Annotated in this window: 24 protein-coding genes; 15 read left to right on the forward strand and 9 right to left on the reverse strand. The window is 68.6% G+C overall.

Annotation, left to right across the window (positions count from 1 at the left end; translation table 11 throughout):
* Window positions 1–90 precede the first annotated feature (90 nt).
* From serC to IEZ09_RS41790, 5 genes are all read right to left on the reverse strand, one after another.
* The gene (gene serC, locus IEZ09_RS41770; RefSeq protein WP_189259399.1) at window positions 91–1218 is read right to left on the reverse strand and encodes a phosphoserine transaminase; all 1128 of its coding nucleotides are present in this window, start codon (window positions 1216–1218) and stop codon (window positions 91–93) included.
* A 112-nt stretch (window positions 1219–1330) separates the two neighbouring features.
* Window positions 1331–1933: a response regulator gene (locus IEZ09_RS41775; protein ID WP_189259400.1), complete on the reverse strand. Its 603-nt coding sequence runs from the start codon at window positions 1931–1933 to the stop codon at window positions 1331–1333.
* A complete protein-coding gene (locus tag IEZ09_RS41780; protein ID WP_189259401.1) occupies window positions 1930–3027 on the reverse strand; it encodes a sensor histidine kinase in 1098 nt (365 codons plus the stop codon). The genes IEZ09_RS41775 and IEZ09_RS41780 overlap by 4 nt, the downstream gene beginning before the upstream one ends.
* Window positions 2964–3773: an ABC transporter permease gene (locus tag IEZ09_RS41785; RefSeq protein ID WP_189259402.1), complete on the reverse strand. Its 810-nt coding sequence runs from the start codon at window positions 3771–3773 to the stop codon at window positions 2964–2966. The genes IEZ09_RS41780 and IEZ09_RS41785 overlap by 64 nt, the downstream gene beginning before the upstream one ends.
* Window positions 3770–4594, reverse strand: coding sequence for an ABC transporter ATP-binding protein (locus tag IEZ09_RS41790; protein WP_189259403.1), 825 nt, complete (start codon window positions 4592–4594; stop codon window positions 3770–3772). Before IEZ09_RS41790 ends, IEZ09_RS41785 begins: the two co-directional genes overlap by 4 nt.
* A gap of 144 nt (window positions 4595–4738) precedes the next feature.
* On the opposite strand from IEZ09_RS41790, the gene IEZ09_RS41795 reads away from it, so the two are divergent.
* From IEZ09_RS41795 to IEZ09_RS41830, 8 genes are all read left to right on the forward strand, one after another.
* Window positions 4739–5338 (forward strand): urease subunit gamma, encoded by a 600-nt coding sequence (locus IEZ09_RS41795; protein WP_189259404.1) that lies wholly within the window; start codon window positions 4739–4741, stop codon window positions 5336–5338.
* Entirely contained in the window at window positions 5335–7017 is a 1683-nt protein-coding gene (locus IEZ09_RS41800; RefSeq protein WP_189259405.1) for an urease subunit alpha, read from the forward strand. The genes IEZ09_RS41795 and IEZ09_RS41800 overlap by 4 nt, the downstream gene beginning before the upstream one ends.
* Entirely contained in the window at window positions 7014–7625 is a 612-nt protein-coding gene (locus IEZ09_RS41805) for an urease accessory protein UreF (RefSeq protein ID WP_189259427.1), read from the forward strand. The genes IEZ09_RS41800 and IEZ09_RS41805 overlap by 4 nt, the downstream gene beginning before the upstream one ends.
* On the forward strand, window positions 7615–8250 hold the full coding sequence (ureG, locus tag IEZ09_RS41810) for an urease accessory protein UreG (RefSeq protein WP_308202459.1): 636 nt from the start codon (window positions 7615–7617) through the stop codon (window positions 8248–8250). Before IEZ09_RS41805 ends, ureG begins: the two co-directional genes overlap by 11 nt.
* Window positions 8247–8948, forward strand: a complete 702-nt coding sequence (locus IEZ09_RS41815) for an urease accessory protein UreD (RefSeq protein ID WP_189259406.1) — start codon at window positions 8247–8249, stop codon at window positions 8946–8948. Before ureG ends, IEZ09_RS41815 begins: the two co-directional genes overlap by 4 nt.
* A gap of 155 nt (window positions 8949–9103) precedes the next feature.
* Window positions 9104–9760, forward strand: coding sequence for a pyridoxamine 5'-phosphate oxidase (gene pdxH / locus IEZ09_RS41820; RefSeq protein ID WP_189259407.1), 657 nt, complete (start codon window positions 9104–9106; stop codon window positions 9758–9760).
* Window positions 9761–10002: 242 nt separating this feature from the next.
* Window positions 10003–11937 carry an asparagine synthase (glutamine-hydrolyzing) gene (gene asnB / locus IEZ09_RS41825; RefSeq protein WP_189259408.1) on the forward strand — a complete coding sequence of 645 codons (1935 nt, stop codon included), beginning with the start codon at window positions 10003–10005 and terminating at the stop codon, window positions 11935–11937.
* A gap of 57 nt (window positions 11938–11994) precedes the next feature.
* Window positions 11995–13257 (forward strand): MFS transporter, encoded by a 1263-nt coding sequence (locus IEZ09_RS41830; RefSeq protein WP_189259409.1) that lies wholly within the window; start codon window positions 11995–11997, stop codon window positions 13255–13257.
* Here IEZ09_RS41830 and IEZ09_RS41835 read toward each other — a convergent pair.
* Complete coding sequence (locus IEZ09_RS41835) at window positions 13241–14023, reverse strand: hypothetical protein (RefSeq protein WP_189259410.1); 783 nt, start codon at window positions 14021–14023, stop codon at window positions 13241–13243. The genes IEZ09_RS41830 and IEZ09_RS41835 overlap by 17 nt on opposite strands.
* Before the next feature lie 71 nt (window positions 14024–14094).
* On the opposite strand from IEZ09_RS41835, the gene IEZ09_RS41840 reads away from it, so the two are divergent.
* On the forward strand, window positions 14095–15489 hold the full coding sequence (locus IEZ09_RS41840) for an APC family permease (RefSeq protein ID WP_189259411.1): 1395 nt from the start codon (window positions 14095–14097) through the stop codon (window positions 15487–15489).
* Between the two features lie 4 nt (window positions 15490–15493).
* Here the strand turns inward: IEZ09_RS41840 and IEZ09_RS41845 are convergent, their stop codons facing one another.
* Complete coding sequence (locus tag IEZ09_RS41845; RefSeq protein WP_189259412.1) at window positions 15494–16213, reverse strand: AAA family ATPase; 720 nt, start codon at window positions 16211–16213, stop codon at window positions 15494–15496.
* Entirely contained in the window at window positions 16210–16986 is a 777-nt protein-coding gene (locus IEZ09_RS41850) for an MBL fold metallo-hydrolase (protein WP_189259413.1), read from the reverse strand. Before IEZ09_RS41850 ends, IEZ09_RS41845 begins: the two co-directional genes overlap by 4 nt.
* 38 nt (window positions 16987–17024) lie before the next feature.
* On the opposite strand from IEZ09_RS41850, the gene IEZ09_RS41855 reads away from it, so the two are divergent.
* Together IEZ09_RS41855 and IEZ09_RS41860 are read left to right on the forward strand one after the other, a co-directional pair.
* A complete protein-coding gene (locus IEZ09_RS41855; protein ID WP_189259414.1) occupies window positions 17025–17912 on the forward strand; it encodes an aldose 1-epimerase family protein in 888 nt (295 codons plus the stop codon).
* 34 nt (window positions 17913–17946) lie between these two features.
* Complete coding sequence (locus IEZ09_RS41860) at window positions 17947–19158, forward strand: amidohydrolase (RefSeq protein ID WP_189259415.1); 1212 nt, start codon at window positions 17947–17949, stop codon at window positions 19156–19158.
* Here the strand turns inward: IEZ09_RS41860 and IEZ09_RS41865 are convergent.
* Entirely contained in the window at window positions 19155–20294 is a 1140-nt protein-coding gene (locus IEZ09_RS41865; protein ID WP_189259416.1) for an acyl-CoA dehydrogenase family protein, read from the reverse strand. The genes IEZ09_RS41860 and IEZ09_RS41865 overlap by 4 nt on opposite strands.
* Before the next feature lie 82 nt (window positions 20295–20376).
* Here IEZ09_RS41865 and IEZ09_RS41870 point away from each other — a divergent pair, with 82 nt between their 5' ends.
* The 4 genes from IEZ09_RS41870 (at window position 20377) to IEZ09_RS41885 (ending at window position 24683) form a co-directional block, all read left to right on the forward strand.
* Window positions 20377–20961, forward strand: coding sequence for a TetR/AcrR family transcriptional regulator (locus IEZ09_RS41870; protein WP_189259417.1), 585 nt, complete (start codon window positions 20377–20379; stop codon window positions 20959–20961).
* Complete coding sequence (locus IEZ09_RS41875; protein WP_189259418.1) at window positions 20958–21890, forward strand: carbohydrate kinase family protein; 933 nt, start codon at window positions 20958–20960, stop codon at window positions 21888–21890. The genes IEZ09_RS41870 and IEZ09_RS41875 overlap by 4 nt, the downstream gene beginning before the upstream one ends.
* A 224-nt stretch (window positions 21891–22114) precedes the next feature.
* Window positions 22115–23428: a citrate synthase gene (locus tag IEZ09_RS41880; RefSeq protein WP_189259419.1), complete on the forward strand. Its 1314-nt coding sequence runs from the start codon at window positions 22115–22117 to the stop codon at window positions 23426–23428.
* A gap of 73 nt (window positions 23429–23501) precedes the next feature.
* A complete protein-coding gene (locus IEZ09_RS41885) occupies window positions 23502–24683 on the forward strand; it encodes a pentapeptide repeat-containing protein (protein ID WP_189259420.1) in 1182 nt (393 codons plus the stop codon).
* Window positions 24684–24702 lie beyond the last annotated feature (19 nt).

Raw genomic sequence — 24702 nt, forward strand, 5'->3', positions numbered from 1 at the left:
ATCACCAACACTCACACCCACACCCAAGATCGCTAACAATCCATCGGTGGATCCGGGCTGAGGTGGACAAAAGCGCCGTTCATCATGTGCTCAGAGCTGGCCGACGACCCAGTCGACGGCCTGGGTGAGGATCGTGACGTCGTTCGGCTCGATGGCCGGGAACATCGCGACCCGCAGCTGGTTCTTGCCGAGCTTGCGGTACGGCTCGACGTCGACGATCCCGTTGGCGCGCAACACCTTCGCCACGGTCGCCGCGTCCACGTCGTCGTTGAAGTTGATCGTGCCGACGACCTGCGAGCGGTGCTCGGGGTTCTCCACGTACGGCGTCGCGTACGCGGTCTTCTCGGCCCAGCTGTACAGCCGCGAGCTGGAGTCCTTCGTGCGGCCGACGGCCCAGTCGAGCCCGCCGTTGCCGTTGATCCAGTCGATCTGCTCGGCGAGCAGGAAGAGGGTGGCGATCGACGGCGTGTTGTACGTCTGGTCCTTGGTGGAGTTGTCGAGCGCGGTCGGCAGCGACAGGAACTCGGGCACCCAGCGGTCCTTGAGCTCCTCGACGCGCTCCAGGGCCTTGGGCGACATCAGCGCGATCCACAGGCCACCGTCCGAGGCGAACGACTTCTGCGGCGCGAAGTAGTAGACGTCGAAGTCCTCCGCCTTGACCGGCAGGCCACCCGCGGCCGACGTGGCGTCGATCGCGATGAGCGCGTTCTCCGAGCCCTCCGGCCGCAGCACCGGCATCGCGACACCGGTCGACGTCTCGTTCTGCGCCCAGCCGACCAGGTCGGCGCCCTCGGCGTAGAAGAGCTCGGGCGCTGTGCCCGGCTCGGCCTTGGTGACCAGCGAGTCCTTCAGGAACGGCGCGGTCTGCGTGACCTTGGCGAACTTGGACGAGAACTCACCGTTGGTGAAGTGCTGCGCGGTCTCGCGGACCAGCCCGAACGACGCCGCGTCCCAGAACGCCGTCGTGCCACCGTTGCCCAGCACGACCTCGTACCCCTCCGGCAGCCCGAACAGCTCGCGCAGCCCGGACCGCACCCGGCCGACGAGGTTCTTGACGGGCTTCTGCCGGTGAGACGTGCCGAGCAGCGCCGCACCCTCGGACGCGAGAGCCTGCACGGCCTCGGGGCGCACCTTGGACGGCCCGCAGCCGAAGCGGCCGTCGGACGGCTTGAGCTCGGCGGGAAGCACCAACGTGGTCGGATCGGCGGTCTGGGTCATGTGGTCACGCCTCCGGGGCGATTGACGAGCTTGAGGGACCTGACCGGCGCCGTTGCCGGAGTTCACAGTGTTGCAGGCGCGTGGCCGGGAGGTGTCGGCCGGGTGTCCTGGGTCACTGCAACATGCCGCGATCCATGGCCGTCGTCACCGCAGCGGTGCGGTCCGACACACCCAGTTTGTTGAACACCCGCAGCAGGTGAGTCTTCACGGTCGCCTCCGAGATGAACAGCGCCCGTCCGATCTCGACGTTGGACATGCCCTTTGCGACCAGCCGCAACACCTCGGCCTCTCGCGCGGACAGCGGCGGGGTCCGCACCTGCCCGACCACCTTCGCGACCATCGACGGCGCCAGCACCGTCTCCCCGCGCGAGGCCGCCCGGATCGCCGCGATGAGGTCCTCTGTCGTCGAGTCCTTCAGCAGGTAGCCGGACGCGCCGGCCTCGACCGCGCGAAGAATGTCCGAATCGGTCTCGTACGTCGTGAGCACCAGCACCCGCGGCCCGGTGCCGACGATCTTCGACGTCGCCGCCACGCCGTCCATCTCGGGCATCCGCAGGTCCATGAGCACGACGTCCGGCTTGAGCAGGGCGGCCTTCTCGATCGCTTCCTGCCCCGACCCGGCGTCACCGACCACGAGAAGGTCGTCCGCCACGAGCATCCCGCGCAGGCCCTGACGGACCACCGGGTGGTCGTCCACCAGCAGAATCCTGATCACAGCGGCACCTCCACCAGCACCGACGCCCCCTCGTCCGACGACAGGGAGAGCGTCCCACCCACCTGTTCCAGCCGGGCACGCATGCCCCGCAGGCCGAAGCCCTCCGGAGCATCGCCGAACCCGCGTCCGTCGTCGCGGACCTCCAGCGACACCCCGTCGGAGTCGAACCTCATCACGACGTCGACCCGTGAGGCCCCGGAGTGGCGCATCACGTTGTTCAGCGCCTCCTGCACGGTCCGCAGCAGCACCACCTCCACCGAGGTCGCCAGCGGCACGGCGTTCCCGATCACGCGGAACGACGACGGCAGGGAAACCCCGGACACCAGCCGCCGCAGCGCGTCCTCCAGCGAGGAACCGTCCAAAGGCGACGGTGCGTTGGCGGCGACCAGCGCCCGTGCCTCGCGGAGGTTCTCCCGCGCGGTCTGCAGGGCCAGCTCCACGTTGGGCTGCGCGCCCTGCAGCAGCGTGATGATCGACGTGAAGCCCTGCGCCAGCGTGTCGTGGATCTCGGCGGCCCACCGCGCCCGTTCGGCCTCGATGGTCAGCGCCTCGATCCGTTCGAGCAGCTGGCCGCGCAGCTTGTTCTGGTCTGCCACGCGGCTGATCGCCCAGCCGAACGCCTGCGAGAACGCGATGATCAGCAGGGCCGCCGGCCACGGCAGCGCCGGGTCCGCGCCCGCCGCGTACGTGAGGATCTGCGGCGTGAACACGAAGAGCACCATCGGGAAGAAGGCCCACCACAGCGGCAGCGTCATGTAGATCTGCGGCACCAGCCCGAACAGCGCGAACGTCGCCGAACCGCTGAACCACACGGCACCCGCGAACAGGACGAGCGACCCCGCCGCGTAGACGAAGCCGCGCCAGTCGTCGCGGTCCTCCTCGACGAGCCGGCGGCCGTAGCAGATGAACCACAGTCCGTTGAGGACCAGCAGACCCGCTGCCGACAGGCGGTCGGCGAGCGGGTTGCCGTCGAGCAGCACGATCACCAGCGCGGTGGACTGGGTGATCGCGAAGAGCACGTACCAGGTGATCAGCTGGCTTCGTTTGTCCAGCGGAACGTTCGCGTGACCAGCACCAGACCCGCGATCGTCCACGCCCCCAGCACCAGCGCGATCCTGCCGAGCTCCCATGATCCCGCCGCCTCCATCACCGCGTAGCCGTCGTTCAGCGCGAACACCGAGCGGAAACCCTGACACACCCACTTCAGCGGGAAGAGCGAACCCGCCACGCGCAGGGACTCCGGCAGCACCGCCTGGCTGATGAAGACTCCTGACAGGAACTGCAGCACGATGTACGGCAGGTTCAGCACGCCGGAGGCGCTGCGCGTGGACTGGGCGATCGAGCTGAGCGCGACACCGATCAGCGAGCACGAGATCACGCCGAGCAGGAACACCCAGCCGAACGTGAACCACTTCTCGGCGGTGGACGGCAGTTCGACGTCGAACCTCAGCATCGCGACGACCATCAGCAGCACGGCCTCGAACAGGCTCGACACGAAGACCAGGATGATCTTGCCGATGAAGTAGGACGTGAACGGCATCGGCGTGCCGCGCAGGCGCTTGAGCGTGCCGTCCTCGCGGTCCGCGACCACGCTGATGCCCAGGCCGACGAACGACGTGGAGATGATGCCGGCGCCGATCATGCTGGCCGCGAACATCTGACCGGCCGCGGCCTCGTGCACGTAGACGGTGCCGAGCAGCAGCATCAGGATCGCGGGCAGCGACACCGTGAAGATGAGATTTTCCTTCTGCCGGAAGAACTCCCGCAGCTCGGCCGCACCCCTCGCGAGACCGAGCTCCAGGGTGCCGGGCACAGCCGCTTCGGATGTCACAGTGGTCACGCGATCAGCTCCAGGTAGACGTCTTCCAGCGACGGACGGGTGACGGTGAGCTCGGCGAGCTCGCCGTGGCGGGACAGCTCGGCGATCACCTTGGTGGGCTCCGAGGTCTTGATCTCGGTGTAGCCGCGGTCGGACATCCAGCGGACGGTCGCGTCGGCGTGCGCGCGGCCACCGAGCGTCTGCGGCGTGCCCTCGGCGACGATCCGGCCGCCAGCGAGCACGGCCACGCGGTCGGCGAGCGCCTCCGCCTCGTCGAGGTAGTGCGTGGTCAGCAGGATCGTGGTGCCCTCTGCGGCCAGCAGCCTGATCAGGCCCCAGAACTGGCGGCGGGCCTCCGGGTCGAAGCCGGTGGTCGGTTCGTCGAGGAACACGAGCTCTGGCCGGCCGATGATGCCGAGCGCCACGTCCAGACGCCTGCGCTGACCCCCGGACAACGTGCCGGCGCGGGACTTGGCCTTCTCGGCGAGCCCGACGAGCTCGATGACCTCTTCCGGGTCACGCGGGTTGCCGTAGTACCTGGCGTAGTGGCGCACGGCCTCGCGCACCGTGAGCGTGGCGGCGTCCGTCGCGCTCTGCAGCACGATGCCGAGCCGTGACCGCCACGCCCGATTCCCCTCGGCGGGGTCGACACCCAGCACGTTCACCTCGCCGGAGTCCCGGCCGCGGTGCCCCTCCAGGATCTCGACGGTCGTGGTCTTGCCCGCCCCGTTCGGGCCGAGGACCGCGAACACCTCGCCGCGTGCGACGTCGAGGTCCACCCCTGCCACCGCCTGGTGGCCCTTGTAGGCCTTGCGAAGGCCCCTCACTCGAATCGCGTTCATGGCGTAAATCCTGCGGTTTCGAGGTGTCCTCACGGGACGACCGCACCGCCGACTCCGGTTGTCAACCGGTCGGTGGACACGCGGCCGTGTTTCGGCCGTGTTTCCACTCCGCGATATCGCGCTTTCGCGTGTTAGAACGAACGGGTGCATCTGACGCCGCATGAACGCGACAAGCTCCTCGTGCACGTCGCCGCCGACGTGGCCAGGCGACGGCTCGAACGAGGAGTGCTCCTCAACTACCCCGAGGCCGTCGCGTTGATCACCGACCACGTCCTCGAAGGCGCTCGGGACGGCCGCACGGTCAGCGAGCTCATGGAGAGCGGCCGCACCGTGCTCGCGCCGGAGCAGGTCATGCGCGGTGTGCCGGAGATGATCGACTCGGTGCAGGTCGAGGCGACGTTCCCGGACGGCACGAAGCTCGTCACCGTGCACCACCCGATCGCGCCGTCCGCCGGTCCCGCGCCCGGTGAGGTGATCGTCGGCGCCGAACCGGTGGAGCTGAACCTCGGCCGGCCGCGCATCACGATGACCGTGGTGAACGCCGCCGACCGGCCCGTTCAGGTCGGCTCGCACTTCCACTTCGCCTCGGTGAACACGGGCCTCGAGTTCGATCGCGAGGCCGCGTTCGGCTACCGGCTCGACATCCCCGCGGGCACCGCGGTCCGGTTCGAACCGGGCGTCGAGCGCGAGGTCACGCTGGTTCCGTTGGCAGGCTTGAGGATTGTCCGGGGGTTGCAGCGATGATCGACCGCGAGCGCTACGCCGAACTGCTCGGGCCGACCGTGGGCGACCGCATCCGGCTCGCCGACACCGACCTGTTCATCGAGGTCACCGAGGACCGCTCGCGCGGTGCCGGCTCGGGCGACGAGGTGATCTTCGGCGGCGGCAAGGTGATCCGCGAGTCGATGGGGCAGGGGATCGCGACCCGTGCGGAGGGCGCGCCCGACCTGGTCATCACGGGTGCGGTGATCCTCGACCACTGGGGTGTGGTCAAGGCCGACGTCGGCGTGCGCGACGGCCGGATCGTCGCCATCGGCAAGGCGGGCAACCCGGACACGATGGACGGTGTCCACCCCGACCTGGTCATCGGCCCGTCGACGGAGATCCTGTCCGGCAACGGGAAGATCCTGACCGCGGGCGGCATCGACTGCCACGTGCACTTCATCTGCCCGCAGATCGTGGACGAGGCGCTGGCGTCGGGGCTCACGACGCTGGTCGGTGGCGGCACCGGTCCGGCGGAGGGCACGAAGGCCACCACGGTCACGCCCGGCGCCTGGTACCTCGACCGGATGCTGACGTCGATGGACCACATGCCGATCAACATCCTGTTGCTGGGCAAGGGGAACACGGTCTCGGTCGAGGGTCTGCGCGAGCAGCTCGCCGGTGGCGCCGGCGGGTTCAAGCTGCACGAGGACTGGGGCACCACGCCCGCCGCGATCGACGCCTGCCTGCGGGTGGCGGACGAGTCCGGCGTGCAGGTCGCGATCCACACGGACACGTTGAACGAGGCCGGGTTCCTGGAGTCCACTGTGGACGCCATTGCCGGACGTTCGATCAACGCCTACCACTCCGAGGGCGCCGGCGGTGGCCACGCACCGGACATCATCCGGGTCGTCTCGCTGCCGAACGTGCTGCCGTCGTCGACGAACCCGACGCGCCCGCACACCGTCAACACGCTCGAAGAACACCTCGACATGCTGATGGTGTGCCACCACCTCAACCCGTCGGTGCCCGAGGACCTCGCGTTCGCGGAGTCGCGGATCCGGCCGACCACGATCGCGGCCGAGGACCTGCTGCACGACATGGGCGCGATCTCGATGATCTCGTCGGACTCGCAGGCGATGGGCAGGGTCGGCGAGGTGATCATCCGGACCTGGCAGACCGCGCACGTCATGTCGTCCCGCCGCTCGATGAACGAGAACCTGCGGGCGCAGCGCTACGTCGCGAAGTACACGATCAACCCCGCCATCGCGCACGGCATCGCGTCCGAGGTCGGGTCGGTCGAGGTCGGCAAGCTCGCGGACCTGGTGCTGTGGGAACCCAAGTTCTTCGGCGTGCGGCCGTCCGTGGTGCTGAAGGGCGGGTTCATCGCCTGGGGCGCGATGGGTGACGCGAACGCCTCGATCCCGACGCCGCAGCCGGTGTGGGCACGGCCGATGTTCGGTGCCACGGCCGGAGCGGCGTCGAGCGTGTTCTTCGTTGCGCCACAAGCGATCGAGGCCGGGATCGCGGACCGGTACGCACGGCGTGTGCTGCCGGTCTCCTCCACACGTGCGGTCACCAAGGCGGACATGGTGCACAACGATGCGATGCCGGACGTGCGGGTCGATCCGGACAGCTTCGCCGTGCACGTCGACGGTTCGCTGGTGGAGCCGTCGCCGGTCGCCGAGTTGCCGATGGCCCAGCGGTACTTCCTGTTCTGATGCTGACCGCGCTGATCCTCGCCGACTCCCGGTTCCCCGGTGGCGGACACGTGCACTCCGGCGGCCTGGAAGAGGCGGCCGCGCGCGGGTTGGTCACCGACGAGCCGTCGCTGAAGTCGTTCCTGCACGGGCGTTTGCTCACGGCGGGTTTGCTCGCGGCGGGGTTCGCGGCCGCGGCGGCGCGGGGTGAGGATCTGGAGCTGCTGGATCTCGAACTCGACGCGCGCACGCCGTCGCCTGCCCAGCGCGAAGCTTCGCGGGCGCAGGGTCGCGGCATGCTGCGCGCCGCTCGGCGGGCGTGGCCTTCCCCGCGGCTCTCGTCGTTGCCGGCGTCTCCGCACCAGCCGCTGGTGATCGGCGTGCTGGTCGGCGACCCGTACGAGGCCGCGCTGACGTGCGCCTACCTGGCCGTGAGCGGACCGGCGTCGGCGGCGGTGCGGTTGCTGGGGCTGGACCCGTTCGGGGTCAACGCGATCGTGGCTGCCCTTCCGGTGGAAGAGGTCGCCGCGCGGGCGGGCAAGGAGCTGCCCGCACTTGGTTCACCTGCCTTGGACCTGCTGGCCGAGGCCCACGTCCGACGCGAAGGGGTGCGTCTCTTTGGGAGCTAACCACGGGCCCGACCCGCACGACCACCACCACGGCACCGCGCCGCGGATCGGCATCGGAGGCCCGGTCGGCAGCGGCAAGACCGCGCTGACCGCCGCGCTGTGCCGGGCGCTGGGCGAGCAGCTCTCGCTCGCGGTCGTCACCAACGACATCTACACGACCGAGGACGCGGACTTCCTGCGGCGGGCGGGCGTGCTGGACCCGGCGCGCATCGAGGCCGTGCAGACGGGCTGCTGCCCGCACACCGCGATCCGCGACGACATCACCGCGAACCTCGACGCCGTCGAGCGGCTGGAGCACAAGTTCCCCGCGCTGGACCTGGTGATCATCGAGAGCGGTGGCGACAACCTGACGGCGGTGTTCTCCCGCGGCCTGGTCGACAAGCAGATCTTCGTCGTCGACGTGGCCGGCGGCGACAAGGTGCCGCGCAAGGGCGGCCCCGGCGTCACGACCGCGGACCTGCTGGTCATCAACAAGATCGACCTGGCCCCGTTCGTCGGTGCCGACATGGACGTGATGATCTCCGACGCGCACCGGATGCGGGGCGAGCTGCCGGTCATCGCGCAGTCGCTGGTGGAGACGCCGGAGGCGCCCGAGGTCGCCAAGTGGGTGCTGGCCCAGCTGTGAAAGCGTCCGCACGGTTGGTGGTGGAGCTGGACTCGCACGGCAACAGCGTCGTGCGGGTCCTGCGCTCGCAGACGCCGCTGACCCTGGTGCCCGCGCGGCGCGTGGGGCCGACGGCTCTGGTGCACCTCGTCAGCTCCGTGACGTCCCCGCTGGGCGGCGACGCGCTGGAGCTGACCGTCGAGGTGGGCCCGGGAGCCTCGCTCGACCTGCGCGGCGTGGCGGCGACCCTGATGCTGCCCGGTCCGACCGGTTTGCCGTCTTCTTCCCTCGTGCGGTTTTCCGTCGAGGGCTCCGTCCGCTACCTGCCGGAGCCGACGGTGGTGACGAGCCGCGCGCACCACACCGCAGTGGTGGAGGCCGAATTGGACGGTCACGCAGAGTTGCTGCTGCGGGAGGTTCTGGTCCTCGGCCGAGCCGGCGAGTCCGCCGGAATCCTGTCGAGCACGGTGCGCGCAACCCGTTGCGGCAAGCCGTTGTTGCACCAACAGCTCTCCGTCGGCACGCCGTCGATCGACTCGTCTCCCGCGGGATTGGCGGGAAAGCGGGTCATCGGCACAGCGCTGATGCTCGACGAGGTGCCGCGAGCCTCGGATGGCGGTGAGTGGTGGAACCTCGTTCCGTTGGCAGCGGGCGGAACCCTCGCCACCGCACTGGGTGAAGACGTGGTGACGGTCACACGTGTGCTGGATGCCATCTGACTCGATCACGGACTCGATCCAGAACTGTTCTTTGTACGGACAGTCACCGTTCAGGTGGTGGTCATCACCACGCAGGCGGTTTCGGGATTCGTTCGCCGTGCGTATGGTCGCGGGTCCAGGGACCACGAGTTCTGCCGCTGCTTGGAGGTTCGCCGATGACGGAGATCACGAACATCGCGCTACCGGCGATGCGCGTGTCGTACGAGCAGGGCTCGCTGAGCGAGTCGGAGCTTGCCGCCACCTGGAACGAACAGCTCCAGCTGTGGCTGGACGAGGCCACCCGCGCCGGCCTGCCGGAGCCGAACGCGATGGTGCTCGCGACCACCGACACCAAGGGCCGCCCGTCCTCGCGCACGGTGCTGGCCAAGGGTCTGGACGCCCGCGGGCTCGTGTTCTTCACCAACTACACGTCCAACAAGTCGCACGACCTGATGGCCACCCGGTACGCGTCGGCCACGTTCCCGTGGTTCGCGATGCAGCGCCAGGCGCACGTGCGGGGGACCGTGGAGAAGGTCGGCCCGGTGGAGACCGCGGAGTACTGGAACTCCCGGCCGCGCGGGTCGCAGATCGGGGCCTGGGCCTCGCCGCAGTCGCGTGTGGTGAGCGGGCGATCCACTTTGGATTCCGCGCTGCACAAGATCGAGCGGCAGTTCGCCGACACCGAGCGGATTCCCGTGCCGCCGCACTGGGGCGGGTGGAGGATCCGGCCGGAGGAGGTCGAGTTCTGGCAGGGGCGGCGGGATCGGATGCACGACCGGCTGCGGTTCCGGCTGGGGCGCGACGGGTGGCAGATCGAGCGGGTCGCACCGTAGGCAGTTCCGAGACTTTTGCGATGGGGCGTCTCCTGTGGGCGGGAGGCGCCCCTTTTGCTGCGCCCAGTTTGGGATGAAGGGCTCCTTCATCCACCTCACGTGGATGAAGGAGCCCTTCATCCCAAGCCCAGGGCCGGGGAACCCGGCCTGGGGGTCGCGCGTCCTCAGGCTGGGAAAGTGCCCGATTTCGGCACGGGCATACTGGGATTTCCGGTACGGCTAGTTACGAGGTGCGATTTCACGTGTGCGGAGTGCTCGGACTCATCTGTTCCACCGAGGCCGCTGCGGCCTCCGCGCGCGGCGCTGTGGCTGCGGCGCTGCGGTGCCAGCGGCATCGTGGGCCCGACGAGCAGGACACCTGGGCGGACGCCGAGGTCGTCTACGGGTTCAACCGGCTCGGGTTCATCGACCTCGAGCACTCCCACCAGCCGCTGGTCTGGGGGCCGCCGGAGAACCCGACGCGGTACACGTTGAACTTCAACGGGGAGATCTACAACTACCAGGAGCTGCGGGCCGAGCTCGCGGCCCGCCACGGAGCCCAGTTCAAGACGCAGGGCGATGGCGAGTCGATCGTCGCCGGCTACCACTACCACGGAGCCGACTGGGTCAAGCGGCTGCGCGGGATGTTCGCGTTCATGATCTGGGACGCGCAGGAGCGGGTGGTCTTCGGGGCGCGGGATCCGTTCGGGATCAAGCCGTTGTACTGGGCGAGCGGGCCCGGCGGGGTGGCGTTCTCCTCGGAGAAGAAGAGCCTGCTGCAGCTGACCGGGGTGCTCGGGATCAGCCAGGAGCTGGACAAGACCGCCCTGCAGCACTACCTGGTGTTGCAGTACGTGCCCGAGCCCGAGTCGTTGCACCAGGCCATCAGGCGCGTGGAGTCCGGCACCTCCTTCAAGCTGACGCCCGGCGGGCAGGTGCTGTTCAACCGGTACTTCAAGCCGGTGTTCGCGCCGAAGCCGGTGAACGGGGCGCACGAGGCCGAGGCCCTGCACGAGCGGATCGCCGACGTCATGCGCGACTCGGTGGCCAAGCACATGATCTCGGACCCGGACGTCACGGTGGGGGCGTTCCTGTCCGGCGGGATCGACTCGACCGCCACGGCCACGCTGGCCAAGCTGCACAATCCGAACCTCATCGCGTTCACCAGCGGGTTCGATCGCGAGGGCTACTCCGAGGTGGACGTTGCCGCGGAGACGGCGGCGGCCATCGGGGTGCGGCACGTCGTGCGGACGGTGTCGCCGGACGAGATGATGGAAGAGCTCCCGCTGATCATCTGGTACCTCGACGACCCGGTGGCGGATCCGGCGTTGGTGCCGTTGTGGTTCATCGCTCGTGAGGCGCGCAAGTACGTCAAGGCCGTGCTGTCCGGCGAGGGCGCGGACGAGCTCTTCGGCGGGTACGTGATCTACCACGAGCCGCTTTCGTTGTCGCCCTTCGAGAAGGTGCCCGGCGGTGTCCGGAAGCTGATGGGCGCGGTGTCGAAGACCATTCCGGAAGGCGTGCGCGGCAAGGACTTGCTGCGGCGCGGCTCGCTCAAGCTGGAGGAGCGGTACTACGGCAACGCGCGCAACTTCAGCGACGAGCAGGTGCGCGCGGTGTTTCCCGGTTACGTCGAGGGCATCGGCTTCCAGGACGTCACGGCGCCCTGGTACCGCGAGTCCGAGGGCTGGGACCCGGTGGCGCGGATGCAGCACATCGACCTCTTCACGTGGCTGCGCGGCGACATCCTGGTCAAGGCCGACAAGGTGACCATGGCCAACTCGATCGAGCTGCGGGTGCCGTTCCTCGACCCCGAGGTGTTCAAGGTCGCGGCCGAGGTGCCGCTCGACCAGAAGCTCACCGAGGGGACGACGAAGTACGCGCTGCGGAAGGCGTTGGCGAAGATCATTCCGCCGCACGTGCTGAACCGGCCGAAGCTCGGGTTCCCGGTGCCGATCCGGCACTGGTTGCGGGCCGAGATGTACGACTGGACGCGCGGGATCATCGCCGACTCGCAGACCGGGCACCTGCTCGACAAGAACGCCGTGTACGCGCTGCTGGAGGAGCACAAGTCGGAGCAGTTCGACCGCAGCCGGCAGCTCTGGTCGGTGCTGTGCTTCATGATCTGGCACGGGATCTTCGTCGAGGGCCGGATCAGCCCGAAGGTGCCGGAGCCGGTCTACCCCGTCCGTCTCTGAAGTGGCGTTGGCGACAACTCCACGTAAAGGACTTGTTAGTTGTCATAAGCTAACGAAATGGCCACTCTGGGGAGAAGCGCGCGCTCGACGTTCGTGATCGACACTCGGCCGCTGAAGATCGTCGCTTATCGCCGGTTGTGGCTGTCCACGATCGTCACGGCGGTGGGCTCCCAGCTCACCGCCGTTGCCGTGCCCAAGCAGGTCTACGACCTCACCGGGTCGTCGGCGTGGGTGGGTATCGCCGCTGGTGTCGCGCTCGTGCCGTTGCTGGTCTTCGGGTTGTGGGGCGGTGCGATCGCGGACACGGTCGACCGGCGCAAGCTGCTGCTCGTCACCAACACCGGCATCGCCGTGTCGTCGGTGCTGTTGTGGGCGCAGGCGGCGTTGAACTTCGGCTCGGTGTGGCTCGTGATCGCGTTGCTCGGCCTGCAGCAGGTGTTCTTCGCGGCCAACGCGCCCGCGCGGCAGGCGTCGATCGCCCGGCTCGTTCCGGCCGAGCTGCTGCCGTCGGCAGGGGCGCTGGGCTCGACGGTCATGCAGTTCGGTGCGGTGCTCGGGCCGTTGCTCGCGGGTGCGTTGATGCCGGTGGTCGGGCTGTCCACGCTGTACCTGGTGGACGCCATCGCGCTGGTGGCCACTGTGTACGCCGTGTGGATGCTGCCGCCGCTGCCGCCGCTCAACGGGGCCGTGCGACGCGCCGGGCTCAAGGACGTGGTCGACGGGTTCGTCTACCTGTGGGCGCAGAAGGTGTTGCTGGGCGCGATGTTGCTGGACATCATCGCGATGGTCTTCGGCATGCCGCGGGCGCTGTTCCCGGAGATGGCCCAGCACACCTTCGGCGACCCGCCCGGCGGCGGGTTCGCGCTGGGCGTCCTGTTCGCGGCGATTCCCGTCGGTGCGGTGCTGTGCGGGCTGACGTCCGGCTGGATCTCGCACATCAGCAGGCACGGCGTCGCGGTGGCGCTGTCCGTGGCCGCCTGGGGCGCCGCGATCATCGGCTTCGGTCTGGCGGGCTCGTTGTGGGTCGCGGCGGCGTTCCTCGCGTTGGCCGGTGCCGCGGACATGGTGTCGATGGCGTTCCGCGGCGCGATCCTGCAGTCCGCCGCGACGGACGAGATGCGCGGACGGATGCAGGGCGTCTTCATCGTCGTCGTGGCGGGTGGCCCGCGCATCGCCGACCTGTTGCACGGCACGGGTGGCGCCGCGTTCGGCACGTCGGCGGCGGTGACCGCGGGCGGTGTGCTGGTGATCGTGGCGACGGTGCTCGCGGTGGTGCTGCTGCCCGCGATCTGGCGTTATCGCGTCAGTTCCGCCGGCTGACCTGGTTCGCGTCGGGCTCGGCGATCTGCACGTCGGTGCCCCAGTCGCTGAAGCGCGCCTCGTCGACGATCAGCGTGTTCTGGAACTGGGTGGAGAACTTGAGGCGGACCGGCAGTCCGCTGCCGTCCAGCTCGATCTCGCCGGACGTCTTCGTGACGCCCTGGTCGAGCGCGAGTTTGACCTCGTCGCGCAGGAACTCGTCGGTGAGCGTGTCGTAGGCCTTCTGGTAGTCGACGGCGATCGAGTACCGGACGTGGTCACCGGTCTGCGCGGTCAGCTTCAGCTGGCCGCCGGCCTGGATCAGCGGGAGGTGGTACGTCGTGAAGACGGCCTGCTGGTAGATCACGTCGTGGAAGCCGAGCATGGTGTTGGTGAAGTCGTCGGTGTCCTTGCGCTCCAGCTTCACCCACGGCTTGTCCTGCGGCAGGCCGAACACCGGTGGCACCTTCACGAACGCGGTGTCCTTTGTGGTCGAGACGAACCGCAGTTCCTCCTCGGCACCGCCGGTCTGCACGGCGCGCTTGGTGGTCGCGTCGAGGCTCGGGGTGTCACCGAGTCGCACGGAACCGTTGGCAGGAGCGGTGACACCGCCCGCGGTCGGCGGCGAGATGGTGAAGCGGTAGGTCTTCTTCTCGCCGACTGCCTTGGAGACCGCGGCCACGAGACTCTTCACGTCGTCGTGCTGGGTCGGCTGAGCCGGCGGCGGTGAGGACGTGCAGGCGGTCAGCGCGAGTGCGGCGACGAGCAGAGTTGCCGTGGGTTTCATGGTTACACCATATGGGTGAGGTCGGCGTCCGTTCCTGCTGCTATCAGGCAAAACGGGCACAATCTCAGGGCATGGCTGAAGCGACTCCACAAACGGAGCAACCGGAACTGCATCGGGCCATCGGCCCGAAGCTCCTGTTGTTCTTCGTCGTCGGCGACATCCTCGGTACCGGTATCTACGCGCTCACCGGCAACGTCGCCGGCAAGATCGGCGGCGCCCTGTGGCTGCCCTTCCTGCTCGCGTTCGTGGTGGCGTTCCTGACCGCGTTCAGCTACCTCGAACTCGTCGGGAAGTACCCCAAGGCGGCAGGTGCCGCGCTGTACACGAACAGAGCCTTCAAGATCCACTTTCTGACGTTCATGGTCGCCTTCGCGGTGATGTGCTCCGGCATCACCTCGGCGTCGTCGGCGGCGCTCGCCTTCGGCCGCACGTACCTGCGGCAGCTGCTGGTGGAGTTCTTCGACGTCGCGCTGGCGCCGGAGTCGCTCGTGATCACCGGGATCGCGATCGTCTTCATCGCGGCGCTGGCGGTCATCAACTTCCGCGGCGTGTCCGAGTCGGTCAAAGCCAACGTGGTGCTGACCTGCATCGAGCTGTCCGGCCTGATCATCATCATCCTGATCGGCGCGTACGCGATCGCGGTCGGCGACGGTGAGCCCTCGCGGCTGACCGAGATCCACACGCCGTCGGGCAGCAGCGTGCTGCTCGCGGTGACCTCCGCGACGGCGCTCGCGTTCTTCGCGATGGTCGGCTTCGAGGACTCGGTCAACATGGCGGAGGAGTGCCGTGATCCCGTGCGGATCTTCCCGCGCGCGATGCTGATCGGCATGGCCATCGCGGCCCTGATCTACGTGCTGGTCGCGATCACGTCGTCGCTGCTCATCCCGTCCGAGGAGCTCGCCAAGGCGGGCAGCAGCGCGTTGCTGAAGGTCGTCACGGTCGGCGCACCGGGCTTCCCGCTGTGGATCTTCGCGTTGATCGGTCTGCTGGCCGTCATCAACTCCGCGCTGATCAACATGCTGATGGCGAGCCGTTTGCTGTACGGCATGGCGAACGAGCAGATCATCCCGAAGTTCTTCGGCGTGGTGCACCCGTTCCGCCGCACGCCGTGGATCTCGATCGTCTTCACCACCGGTGTCGCGGTGATCCTGGTGTCCACCGCGGACATCGGCAAGCTCGGTGGCACGACGTCGTTGCTGCTGCTGGTGGTCTTCACCATCGTCAACGTCGCGTGCCTCGTGCTGCGCCGGGAGAAGGTGGAGCACAAGCACTTCCGCGCTCCGACGTGGGCGCCGGTGCTGGGTGCGATCCTGTGCGCGTACCTCGCGATGCCGAAGCTCTCTGGCCGTCCGTGGGACGACTACAAGATCGCGGGCTGGCTGCTGCTGGCAGGCCTGGTGCTGTGGGGGATCAACCGCGTGCTGCACGGCAAGCACGAGATCCACCCGGAGAACCTCGCGAAGTAGCAGCTCAGTCCAGCAGGTGCCTCAGGAACCGGTCGGGCTCACTCAGGAAGTTGCGGGTGAGCGCGACCGGTTCCGCCGTGTCGTAGGAGACTTCGTCGATCGCGCCATCGGTGATCTCCAGGATCGCGGCGTCCGGTGCCGCGAGCAGGATCGGCGAGTGCGTGGCGATGATGAACTGCGAGCCCTCGCGCACGAGCTCGTGCATGCGCCGCAACACGGTCAGGCATCCCTTGACCGACAACGCGGCCTCCGGCTCGTCGAGCACGTAGAGCCCGCGCCCGCCGAACCGGTGCGTCATCAGGTCCATGAAGCTCTCGCCGTGCGAAAGCTCGTGCAACGACTTCCCGCCGTACGACGCGTGGATCCCGTCGCCGATCCGGTCGATCTCGGTGGCGACGTTGTAGAACGACTCGGCGCGCAGGAAGTACCCCGTGCGGGGCTTTCTGGTGCCCCAGCGCAGGGTGAGGTACTCGCCGAGCGACGACTCGGTCGCCCTGGTCGCGAAGCGGAACGACTGCGAGCCGCCCTCCGCGTTGAACCCCGCCGCCACCGCGATCGCCTCGACCAGCGTGGACTTGCCCGCGCCGTTGTCGCCGACCAGGAACGTGACCGGCTTCGTGAGCTCGATCGGGTTCCTGATCAGGTGCCGCACGACCGGGAGCGTGAACGGGTACCGGTGCGTGTCGTGCTGCTCGTCGAGGCGGATCTGGTGGATGAAGGTCACGCCAGCCTGGCCAGCTCGACCGGGTCGTGGGCGCAGAACACCTCGACCTCGCCCTGGGCCTTGAGCTCCCGCAGCCGTTCCACATTGGACAGACGCTGGTCGCGGATCGTCTCGGTCTGCCTGGCGGTGAGCTTGAGCGCGAAGATGTTGCTCGGCGGCGTCTCGACCTCGCCGCGGTAGAAGTACGCGTCACCGGCGTGCAGCAGCCAGCCGTCGTCGCCCTTCACCGCGATGCCGGTGTGGCCGCGGGTGTGGCCGATGAGCGGCACCATCAGGATGTCCTCCGGCAGCCCCGGAATGTTCTGCACCGCCTGGAACCCGAACCAGTCCTCGCCCTCCGCCCGGTGCGTCTGGAAGGTGACGCCCTCGCGCTGGGCCTTCGGGTACCGCGCCCGCTCCTTGGGGCCCTTGGGGTTGGTCGCGGCCTCCAGCTCGGTGTCCAGCACGTGCACGGTGGCCTTCGGGAAGTCCCGCAGGCCGCCCGCGTGGTCGAGGTCGAGGTGGGTGAGCAGGATGTGCCGGACGTCCTCCGCGCCGTAGCCGCGCTTCTCGACCTGGTAGATCGCCGTCTCGTTGATGTCGAGCAACGGCTTGAGCAGCGTGCGGCTGAGGCCGTCGATCGTGGCTTTCGGGTTGGTCACCTCGTTCGTGCCGAAGCCGGTGTCGACCAGCACGAGGCCCTGGTCGGTCTCGATCAGCAGGCAGTGCGCCACGATGCCGCCCGCGACCAGGGGCGGTCGCATGGTGGCGCAGTTGAGGTGATGAACCTTCATCGGCGAATCCTTCCGCTGGCCCCGTAGGCTTCAGCCTCATGTTGGGGATCTCGTACGAGGGTGCCACTGCCGTGATCGCGACTGTAGGCGCGGGCCTGCGGTCTTTCGAGGTGGACGGCGTTCCTTACGTGGAGACGTTCGGGGCCGACGAGAAACCGCCGATGAGCGCCGGTGCCGTTCTCGTGCCCTGGCCCAATCGGACCGCGGGGGCGTCCTGGGTGCTCGACGGGGTCGTGCAGCAACTCGAGGTCACGGAGCCGGCGCGGGGGAACGCGATCCACGGTCTGGTGCGGCGGCGGCCGTGGTCGGTGCTGGAGCACACCGGGTCGTTGGTGTCGCTGCAGACGCTGATCGAGCCTCAGGCCGGGTGGCCTGCGGCGTTGCGCGTCACCGTGTCGTACGCGCTGGACGACAACGGGCTGACGGTCACGCACGGCGTCAAGAACGTCGGCGACCTGGCCACGCCGTTCGGGGTGGGCACGCACCCGTACCCGCGTGCCGGGAACGCGGCCACCGACGAGTGCACGTTGACGCTGGCGGCCACGACGGTGCTGCCGCTGGACACCGAGCGGATGGTGCCCTCGGGCCCGGCCGTGCCGGTGGAGGGGACCGAGTTCGACTTCCGCGAGGGCCGAGAGCTGGCCGGAGTCGCGCTGGACACGCCCTTCGGGGGCTGCGAGCCCGCGCGGGACGGGCTCGTGCACCACTCCCTGGTCGCGGAGACCGGCGGGGTCGAGGTGTGGGCGGATCCGGCTTTCCGGTGGGTGCAGGTGTACACGCCGGACTCCTACCCGAACCGGGGCCGGGCCGTCGCGATCGAGCCGATGACCTGCCCGCCGGACGCGCTGAACTCCGGTGTGGACCTGATCTGGGTGGCTCCCGGCGAGACCTGGGGCGCCCGGTGGGGCATCAAACCGTTGTCGTAGCGAAACGCGGACACAGCCGTTAGCGTTGCTAACCATGAACATCGCGATCACCGGGGGCTACGTCGTGCCCGTCGACGGCGAACCCGTCGAAGGCGGCACTGTCCTGATTCAGGACGGGAAGATCGTCGCGGTTGGTGCGGACGTCGACATCCCGGACGGGATTGAGGTTGTCGACGCGGACGGGGCCTGGGTGCTGCCCGGCTTCGTCGAGGCGCACGGGCACATCGGTGTCCACGAGGAGGCCGAGGGCTGGGCGGGCCAGGACACCAACGAGATGACGGATCCCGTCGGCGCCAGGATGCGGGCGCTGGACGCGATCAACCCCGCCGACCTCGGCTTCGCCGACGCGCTCAGCGGCGGGGTGACCACGGCGGTGATCAAGCCGGGATCGGGCAACCCGATCGGTGGGCAGACGGTGGCCGTGAAGTGCTGGGGCCGCACGGTCGACGAGATGCTGATCAAGGAACCGGTCAGCGTGAAGAGCGCGCTCGGCGAGAACCCGAAGCGGGTCTACGGCGAGAAGAACAAGCTGCCGTCGACCAGGCAGGGTGTCGCCGCGGTCATCCGGGACGAGCTGACCAAGGCCCAGGACTACCTGGCGAAGAAGGCCGAGGCGGAGAAGGACGGAAAAGCCTTCGAGCGCAACAACACCCAGGAGATCCTGGGGAAGGTGCTCAGCGGTGAGCTGCCGTGGTGCCAGCACGCGCACCGGGCGGACGACATCGCGACGGCGATCCGTCTCTCCGAGGAGTTCGGCTACCGGCTGATCCTCAACCACGGCACCGAAGGCCACCTGATCGCCGACCTCATCGCGGAGAAGCGGATCCCGGTGATCATCGGCCCGCTGTTCACCGCACGGTCCAAAGTGGAGCTGCGCAACCGCGGGCTGCGCAACCCCGGCATCCTCGCCCGCGCGGGCGTCGAGCTGGCGATCACCACGGATCACCCCGTCGTGCCGATCCACTTCCTCGTGCACCAGGCCACGCTGGCGGTCAAGGAGGGGCTGGACAGCGACACCGCGCTGCGCAGCATCACGACGAACCCGGCCAGGATCATGGGCCTCGACGACCGCGTCGGCGCGCTCAAGCCCGGCCTCGACGGTGACGTCGTGATCTGGTCTGGCGATCCGCTGGACGTGATGAGCCGCGCTCTGCACGTGTACGTGCAGGGGCGTGAGGTGTACACGTTCGACGAGCGCAAGGGTGAAGGGGTCGTGGCCGACCCCTTCTACCGCGAGTCGAACTAGCGCAGGCCGCGGCCGATCACGAGGCGCTGGATCTGGTTGGTGCCCTCGAAGATCTGCAGGACCTTGGCCTCGCGCATGTAGCGCTCGACCGGGAAGTCGCGGGTGTAGCCCGCACCGCCCAGCACCTGCACGGCGTCGGTCGTCACCTTCATCGCCGCATCGGTGGCGACGAGCTTGGCGATCGACGCCTGCTGGCGGAACGGCAGGCCGCGGTCACGGCGGCGAGCGGCCGAGATGTACGTGGCTCGGGCCGACTCGACGGCGGCGGCCATGTCGGCCAGCAGGAACTCGAGGCCCTGGAACTCGATGATCGGACGGCCGAACTGGGTGCGCGTCTTGGCGTACGCGACGGCCTCGTCCAGTGCCGCCTGGGCCAGGCCCACCGCGCAGGCCGCGATGCCGAGGCGGCCTGAGTCCAAAGCGGACAGTGCGATCTTCAGGCCGTCGCCCTCGTTGCCGATCAGGCGGTCGGCGCCGAAGCGGACGCCGTCGAACGACAGCTGCGCGGTGATCGAGCCGGTGAGGCCCATCTTGCGCTCGGCGGGAGCCGCCTCCAGGCCGGGTGCGACACCCGGCGCGAGGAAGCAGGAGACGCCGCGGCCGCCGTCCGGGGACGTGCGGGCCATCAGCGTGTAGAAGTCGGCGACGCCGGCGTGCGTGATCCACGCCTTCGTGCCGTTCACGACGTACTCGGAGCCGTCGCGGACGGCGCGGGTCGACATGGCGGCCGGGTCGGAGCCCGCCTGCACCTCGGACAGGGCGTAGCCCCCGAGCAGCTCACCCTCGAGCATCTCCGGGAGCCAGCGGTCCTGCTGCTCCCGCGTGCCGTAGGTGGCCAGGCCGTAGCAGGACATGACGTGGACGGAGAGGCCAACGGCGACCGTCATCCACGCGGAGGCGACCTCTTCGAGCGCCTGCAGGTACACCTCGTACGGCTGCGCGCCACCGCCGAACTCCTCGGGGTACGGCAGACCCAGCAGGCCGGCCCTGCCCAGCAGGCGGAACGCCTCGCGGGGGAACTTCTCGTTCTCCTCGGCGTCCGCGGCGTGGGGCTTCAGCTCGTCCCGCGCGATCTCCTTGACCAGCGCGATCAGGTCCTCGGCCTCTTGCGTGGGGAGCAGCCGCTCGGCGGGCATCGTCGACCTCCGGTTAGTACTGGTAGCTGTACTGTAGGACGTACGCCAGTACAGCTGCCAGTCAGTGTGGCAGGGTCGTCACATGACACGGGCTCTCACGCAGCGGCAGGCCGAGCTGCTCACCCGGTTGGAGTCCCTCTTCCTGAACGAGGGCTTCGCTCACCTGACCCTGGACGACATCGCGGGCAGGCTGCACTGCTCGAAATCGACGCTGTACGCGCTCGCCGGCAGCAAGGAACAGCTCGCCGTGCGGGTGGTCGGGCGCTACTTCAAGGGCGCCGCCGAGCGCATCGAGAAGCGCATCGCAGGCCTCAACGACGTGCGCAAACGCATCGGCAGCTACCTCGCGGGGGCCGCGGAGGAGCTCAGCAAGGCCTCGGCGGCGTTCATCGCCGACGTGTCCGCGTTCCCACCCACGCGTGCCACGTACGAGCGCAACGCGCGCGCCGCGGCCGAGCGCATCAAGGCGTTCATCCAGGACGGTGTCCAGACGCACGTGTTCCGCGAGGTCCACGCCACGCTGTTCGCCGAGATGGCCGGGTTGCTCATCGAGAGCATCCAGACGGGTGTCCTCACGAAACGGGCAGGTGTTTCGGACGCCGAGGCGTTCACCGCGCTGGGTGAGCTGTTGTTGGATGGGCTTCAGAGAGAACGGAGCCAGAAGTGATCGTGGTTGCTGGTGAGGCACTGGTCGACATGGTGCCGGTGGGGGACGACGAGCTCGCCCCGCTCGCACCGAAGCTCGGCGGCGGGCCGTACAACGTCGCCGTCGCCCTCGGCCGGCTGGACGTGCCGACGAGCTTCCTGTCGCGGGTGTCGGACGACCACTTCGGCGTGCAGCTCGTGAAGCGGCTGCACGCGTCGAACGTGCGGACCGACCTGGTCCAGCGCGGACCGGAGAACACCACGCTCGCCGTCGTCGGGCTCGCCGAGGACGGCTCCGCGCGCTACTCGTTCTACGTCGACGGCACCGCCGACCGGCTCGTGGAGGACCCCGGGCCGCTGCCCGAGGACGTGCGGGCCGTGTCGTTCGGCACCCTGTCGCTCGTGCTGGAGCCCGGCGCGTCCGTCTACGAGAAGGTCCTCAGGCGCGAGAGCAAGCGCTTGCTGACCGCGCTCGACCCCAACATCCGGGCAGGGCTCATCCACGATCCGGGCGCGTACCGGGCGCGGTTCCGGTCGTGGCTGCCCGATGTCGGCCTGCTGAAGGTCTCGGTCGAGGACGCGCAGTGGCTCGCCGAGGACGGCGACGTGATCGAGATCGCAAGGACGTGGATTTCACAGGGACCGGCCGCCGTCGTGCTCACCAAGGGTGGCGATGGTCTCTCGGTGATCACCGCCACGGACCAGGTCGACGTGCCGCCCGTGAAGGTGGACGTGGTCGACACGATCGGCGCCGGCGACACGGTGCAGGGCGCCCTGCTCGCGTGGCTGCACGACCACGACGCGTTGAGCGCGGAGAACGTTCGAGCACTCAGGAGTGATGAATGGACCGCGGCATTGACCTACGCGGGTGCCGCCGCCGCGATCACATGTTCGCGTGCGGGTGCCGAACCGCCCTTTGCGAGCGAACTCACCGCTGCGTTGGCTGGATAAAACCGGGGAACGGACTACCGTGAAGGAGCCGCGCTAGAAACTGGCATTACGGATGTGATGCCGGTCCCATCTCACAGAATCGGTTCACACCGCTGCTGCGAGGCGGGCCTTCCGCCGACTAGCGTGGGTGAACTTAGAAGACTCAGATCCCAACGGGGTGGTCCGAGACGTCGGCAGGCCGTGCGACCTGCCGCCACCCCGTCCGAGCGTTGAGAGGGACTTGAATGCCCGACGCGACGACTGCGCCGAACGACACCCAGACCGTCGCGCTGCGCCACGGGGGCGGAGAGCTCGAGATGAAGGTGGTGCCGGCGACCGAAGGCGCGTCCGGCATCGAACTCGGCAAACTGTTGTCGACGACCGGTCTGGTAACCCTGGACACCGGCTTCGTCAACACGGCCTCCTGCTCCTCCCAGATCACCTACATCGACGGTGACGCGGGCATCCTGCGTTACCGCGGGTATCCGATCGAGCAGCTGGCCCAGCGTTCGAACTTCATCGAGGTCAGCTACCTCCTCATCTACGGCGAGCTGCCCACGGCCGCCCAGCTCGAGGACTTCTCGCAGAAGATCAGCAGGCACACCCTGCTGCACGAGGACCTCAAGCGCTTCTTCGACGGCTTCCCGCGTGACGCGCACCCGATGCCGGTGCTGTCCTCCGCGGTGTCGGCCCTGTCGACCTTCTACCAGGACTCGCTGTCGCCGTTCGACGCGAACCAGGTCGAGATCTCCACGATCCGCCTGCTGGCCAAGCTGCCGACCATCGCGGCCTACGCCTACAAGAAGTCGGTCGGCCAGCCGTTCCTCTACCCGGACAACTCGCTGGGCCTGGTGGAGAACTTCCTGCGCATGACCTTCGGCTTCCCGGCCGAGGCCTACGACCTCGACCCGGACCTGGTCCGCGCCCTCGACCTGCTGTTCATCCTGCACGCCGACCACGAGCAGAACTGCTCCACGTCGACCGTGCGCCTGGTCGGCTCGTCCGAGGCGAACCTCTTCGCGTCCATCTCCGCGGGCATCAACGCCCTGTTCGGCCCGCTGCACGGCGGCGCGAACAGCGCGGTGCTGGAGATGCTCGAGAAGATCAAGGCCGACGGCGGCGACGTGAAGTCGTTCGTCAACAAGGTCAAGAACAAGGAGGACGGCGTCCGTCTGATGGGCTTCGGCCACCGGGTCTACAAGAACTACGACCCGCGCGCCGCGATCATCAAGAAGACGGCCGACGAGATCCTCGGCAAGCTCGGCGCCGACGACCAGCTGCTCGACATCGCGAAGCAGCTGGAAGAGGCCGCGCTGAGCGACGACTACTTCATCTCCCGCAAGCTCTACCCGAACGTGGACTTCTACACGGGCCTGATCTACCGGGCGATGGGCTTCCCGACGAAGTTCTTCACCGTGCTGTTCGCGCTCGGCCGTCTCCCCGGCTGGATCGCGCACTGGCGCGAGATGATCAACGACCCGGCCACGAAGATCGGCCGCCCGCGGCAGATCTACACCGGTCCGACCGAGCGCGACTTCGTCGCGATGGAGAACCGCTGAGCTGTACCGCTTCATCAAAAGGCGCGCCCGTTCCGCGGGTGCGCCTTTTGCTTTGCTGCCAAGATTGCGTCCCGTGAGCGTTCCTCCTCCGGGTTCACGTCCCGTCCTGCCGCCGATTCCGCGGTGGAAGCTCGTGGCCGTCCTGCTGGCGATCGCGCTGCTCACCGCCGCGGTCGTGACGGTGCTGTGGTGGCCGGTCACGAACGGCCTCACCGGCAAGGACCTGGTCTCGGCCCGGCTGGAGGCACTGCGCGTCGGCCTGAGCGTCGGCCTCGGTGGCGGTGGCCTGTTCGCCCTCTACCTGGCGTGGCGCCGGCAACGTTCCACGGAAGCCGACCTGGACAACCGCGAACGCGCGCTGGCGCACCAGCTCCAGGTCGCAGAGGCCACGGAGAGGGACGCAGAGGCCCGCCGGATCACCGACCTCTACACGAAGGCCGTCGAGCAGCTCGGCTCCGACAAGGCGCCGGTGCGGCTCGGCGGGCTCTACGCGTTGGAACGCCTGGCGCAGGACAACCCCGGCCAGCGGCAGACCATCGTCAACGTCTGGTGCGCCTACCTGCGCATGCCCTTCACCCCGCCGGAGAAACTCCTTCCTGGTCCGGACGCGGACGAGAAGGTGCTCCTGGAGCACCGCGAGCGCGTGCAGGAGCGCGAGGTGCGGCTCACCGCCCAGCGCCTGCTCGTTGACCACCTGCGCACCGGCCCCGACGAAGATCGCCCGGTGAGCACGTACTGGGCAGACATCGACGTCGATCTCACCGGCGCGGCCCTGGTCGACTTCCGCTTCGACCGCTGCCAGGTCCGCAACGCCTCCTTCCAGCACGCCGTGTTCGCCGGACTGACCGTGTTCTCGGAGGCCACCTTCACCGGCGACGCCCGCTTCATCTCGGCCACCTTCGCCGATCCGGCCGAGTTCGTGATGACGACCTTCGGCGGCTACGCCTTCTTCACCTCGGTCACCTTCGCCGGGCGTGCCCACTTCAGCTGGGTCACCTTCACCTCGTCGGCGTCCTTCGACGAGGCGGCGTTCACCGGGGACACCACCTTCGACCAGGTGAAGTTCGACGAGTTGACGGAGTTCCGTGGCGCCGCCTTCACGGGGCCGGCGACGTTCCGGGACTGCTCCTTCACCGAGAGGCCCGATCGTCCCGACTTCCGGTCCGTCACGTTCACCCACGGCATCCCGAGCGAGGTCGAGCAGTACCACCGAACGCCGGACGAAGCCGAATTGGACGACATCTACGGGGTGTAGACGACATCGCTCGTTGTGC

The sequence above is a fragment of the Lentzea flava genome (assembly GCF_014648475.1).
GTDB classification, from domain to species: domain Bacteria; phylum Actinomycetota; class Actinomycetes; order Mycobacteriales; family Pseudonocardiaceae; genus Lentzea; species Lentzea flava.

What these genes read in the sequence shown, in the direction of transcription:
- serC (WP_189259399.1), bottom strand. Translation starts at nt 1,218, where the DNA reads ATGACCCAGACCGCCGATCCGACCACGTTGGTGCTTCCCGCCGAGCTC.
- IEZ09_RS41790 (WP_189259403.1), bottom strand. Translation starts at nt 4,594, where the DNA reads ATGAACGCGATTCGAGTGAGGGGCCTTCGCAAGGCCTACAAGGGCCAC.
- IEZ09_RS41800 (WP_189259405.1), top strand. Translation starts at nt 5,335, where the DNA reads ATGATCGACCGCGAGCGCTACGCCGAACTGCTCGGGCCGACCGTGGGC.
- pdxH (WP_189259407.1), top strand. Translation starts at nt 9,104, where the DNA reads ATGACGGAGATCACGAACATCGCGCTACCGGCGATGCGCGTGTCGTAC.
- IEZ09_RS41830 (WP_189259409.1), top strand. Translation starts at nt 11,995, where the DNA reads ATGGCCACTCTGGGGAGAAGCGCGCGCTCGACGTTCGTGATCGACACT.
- IEZ09_RS41835 (WP_189259410.1), bottom strand. Translation starts at nt 14,023, where the DNA reads ATGAAACCCACGGCAACTCTGCTCGTCGCCGCACTCGCGCTGACCGCC.
- IEZ09_RS41840 (WP_189259411.1), top strand. Translation starts at nt 14,095, where the DNA reads ATGGCTGAAGCGACTCCACAAACGGAGCAACCGGAACTGCATCGGGCC.
- IEZ09_RS41850 (WP_189259413.1), bottom strand. Translation starts at nt 16,986, where the DNA reads ATGAAGGTTCATCACCTCAACTGCGCCACCATGCGACCGCCCCTGGTC.
- IEZ09_RS41855 (WP_189259414.1), top strand. Translation starts at nt 17,025, where the DNA reads ATGTTGGGGATCTCGTACGAGGGTGCCACTGCCGTGATCGCGACTGTA.
- IEZ09_RS41860 (WP_189259415.1), top strand. Translation starts at nt 17,947, where the DNA reads ATGAACATCGCGATCACCGGGGGCTACGTCGTGCCCGTCGACGGCGAA.
- IEZ09_RS41865 (WP_189259416.1), bottom strand. Translation starts at nt 20,294, where the DNA reads ATGCCCGCCGAGCGGCTGCTCCCCACGCAAGAGGCCGAGGACCTGATC.
- IEZ09_RS41870 (WP_189259417.1), top strand. Translation starts at nt 20,377, where the DNA reads ATGACACGGGCTCTCACGCAGCGGCAGGCCGAGCTGCTCACCCGGTTG.
- IEZ09_RS41880 (WP_189259419.1), top strand. Translation starts at nt 22,115, where the DNA reads ATGCCCGACGCGACGACTGCGCCGAACGACACCCAGACCGTCGCGCTG.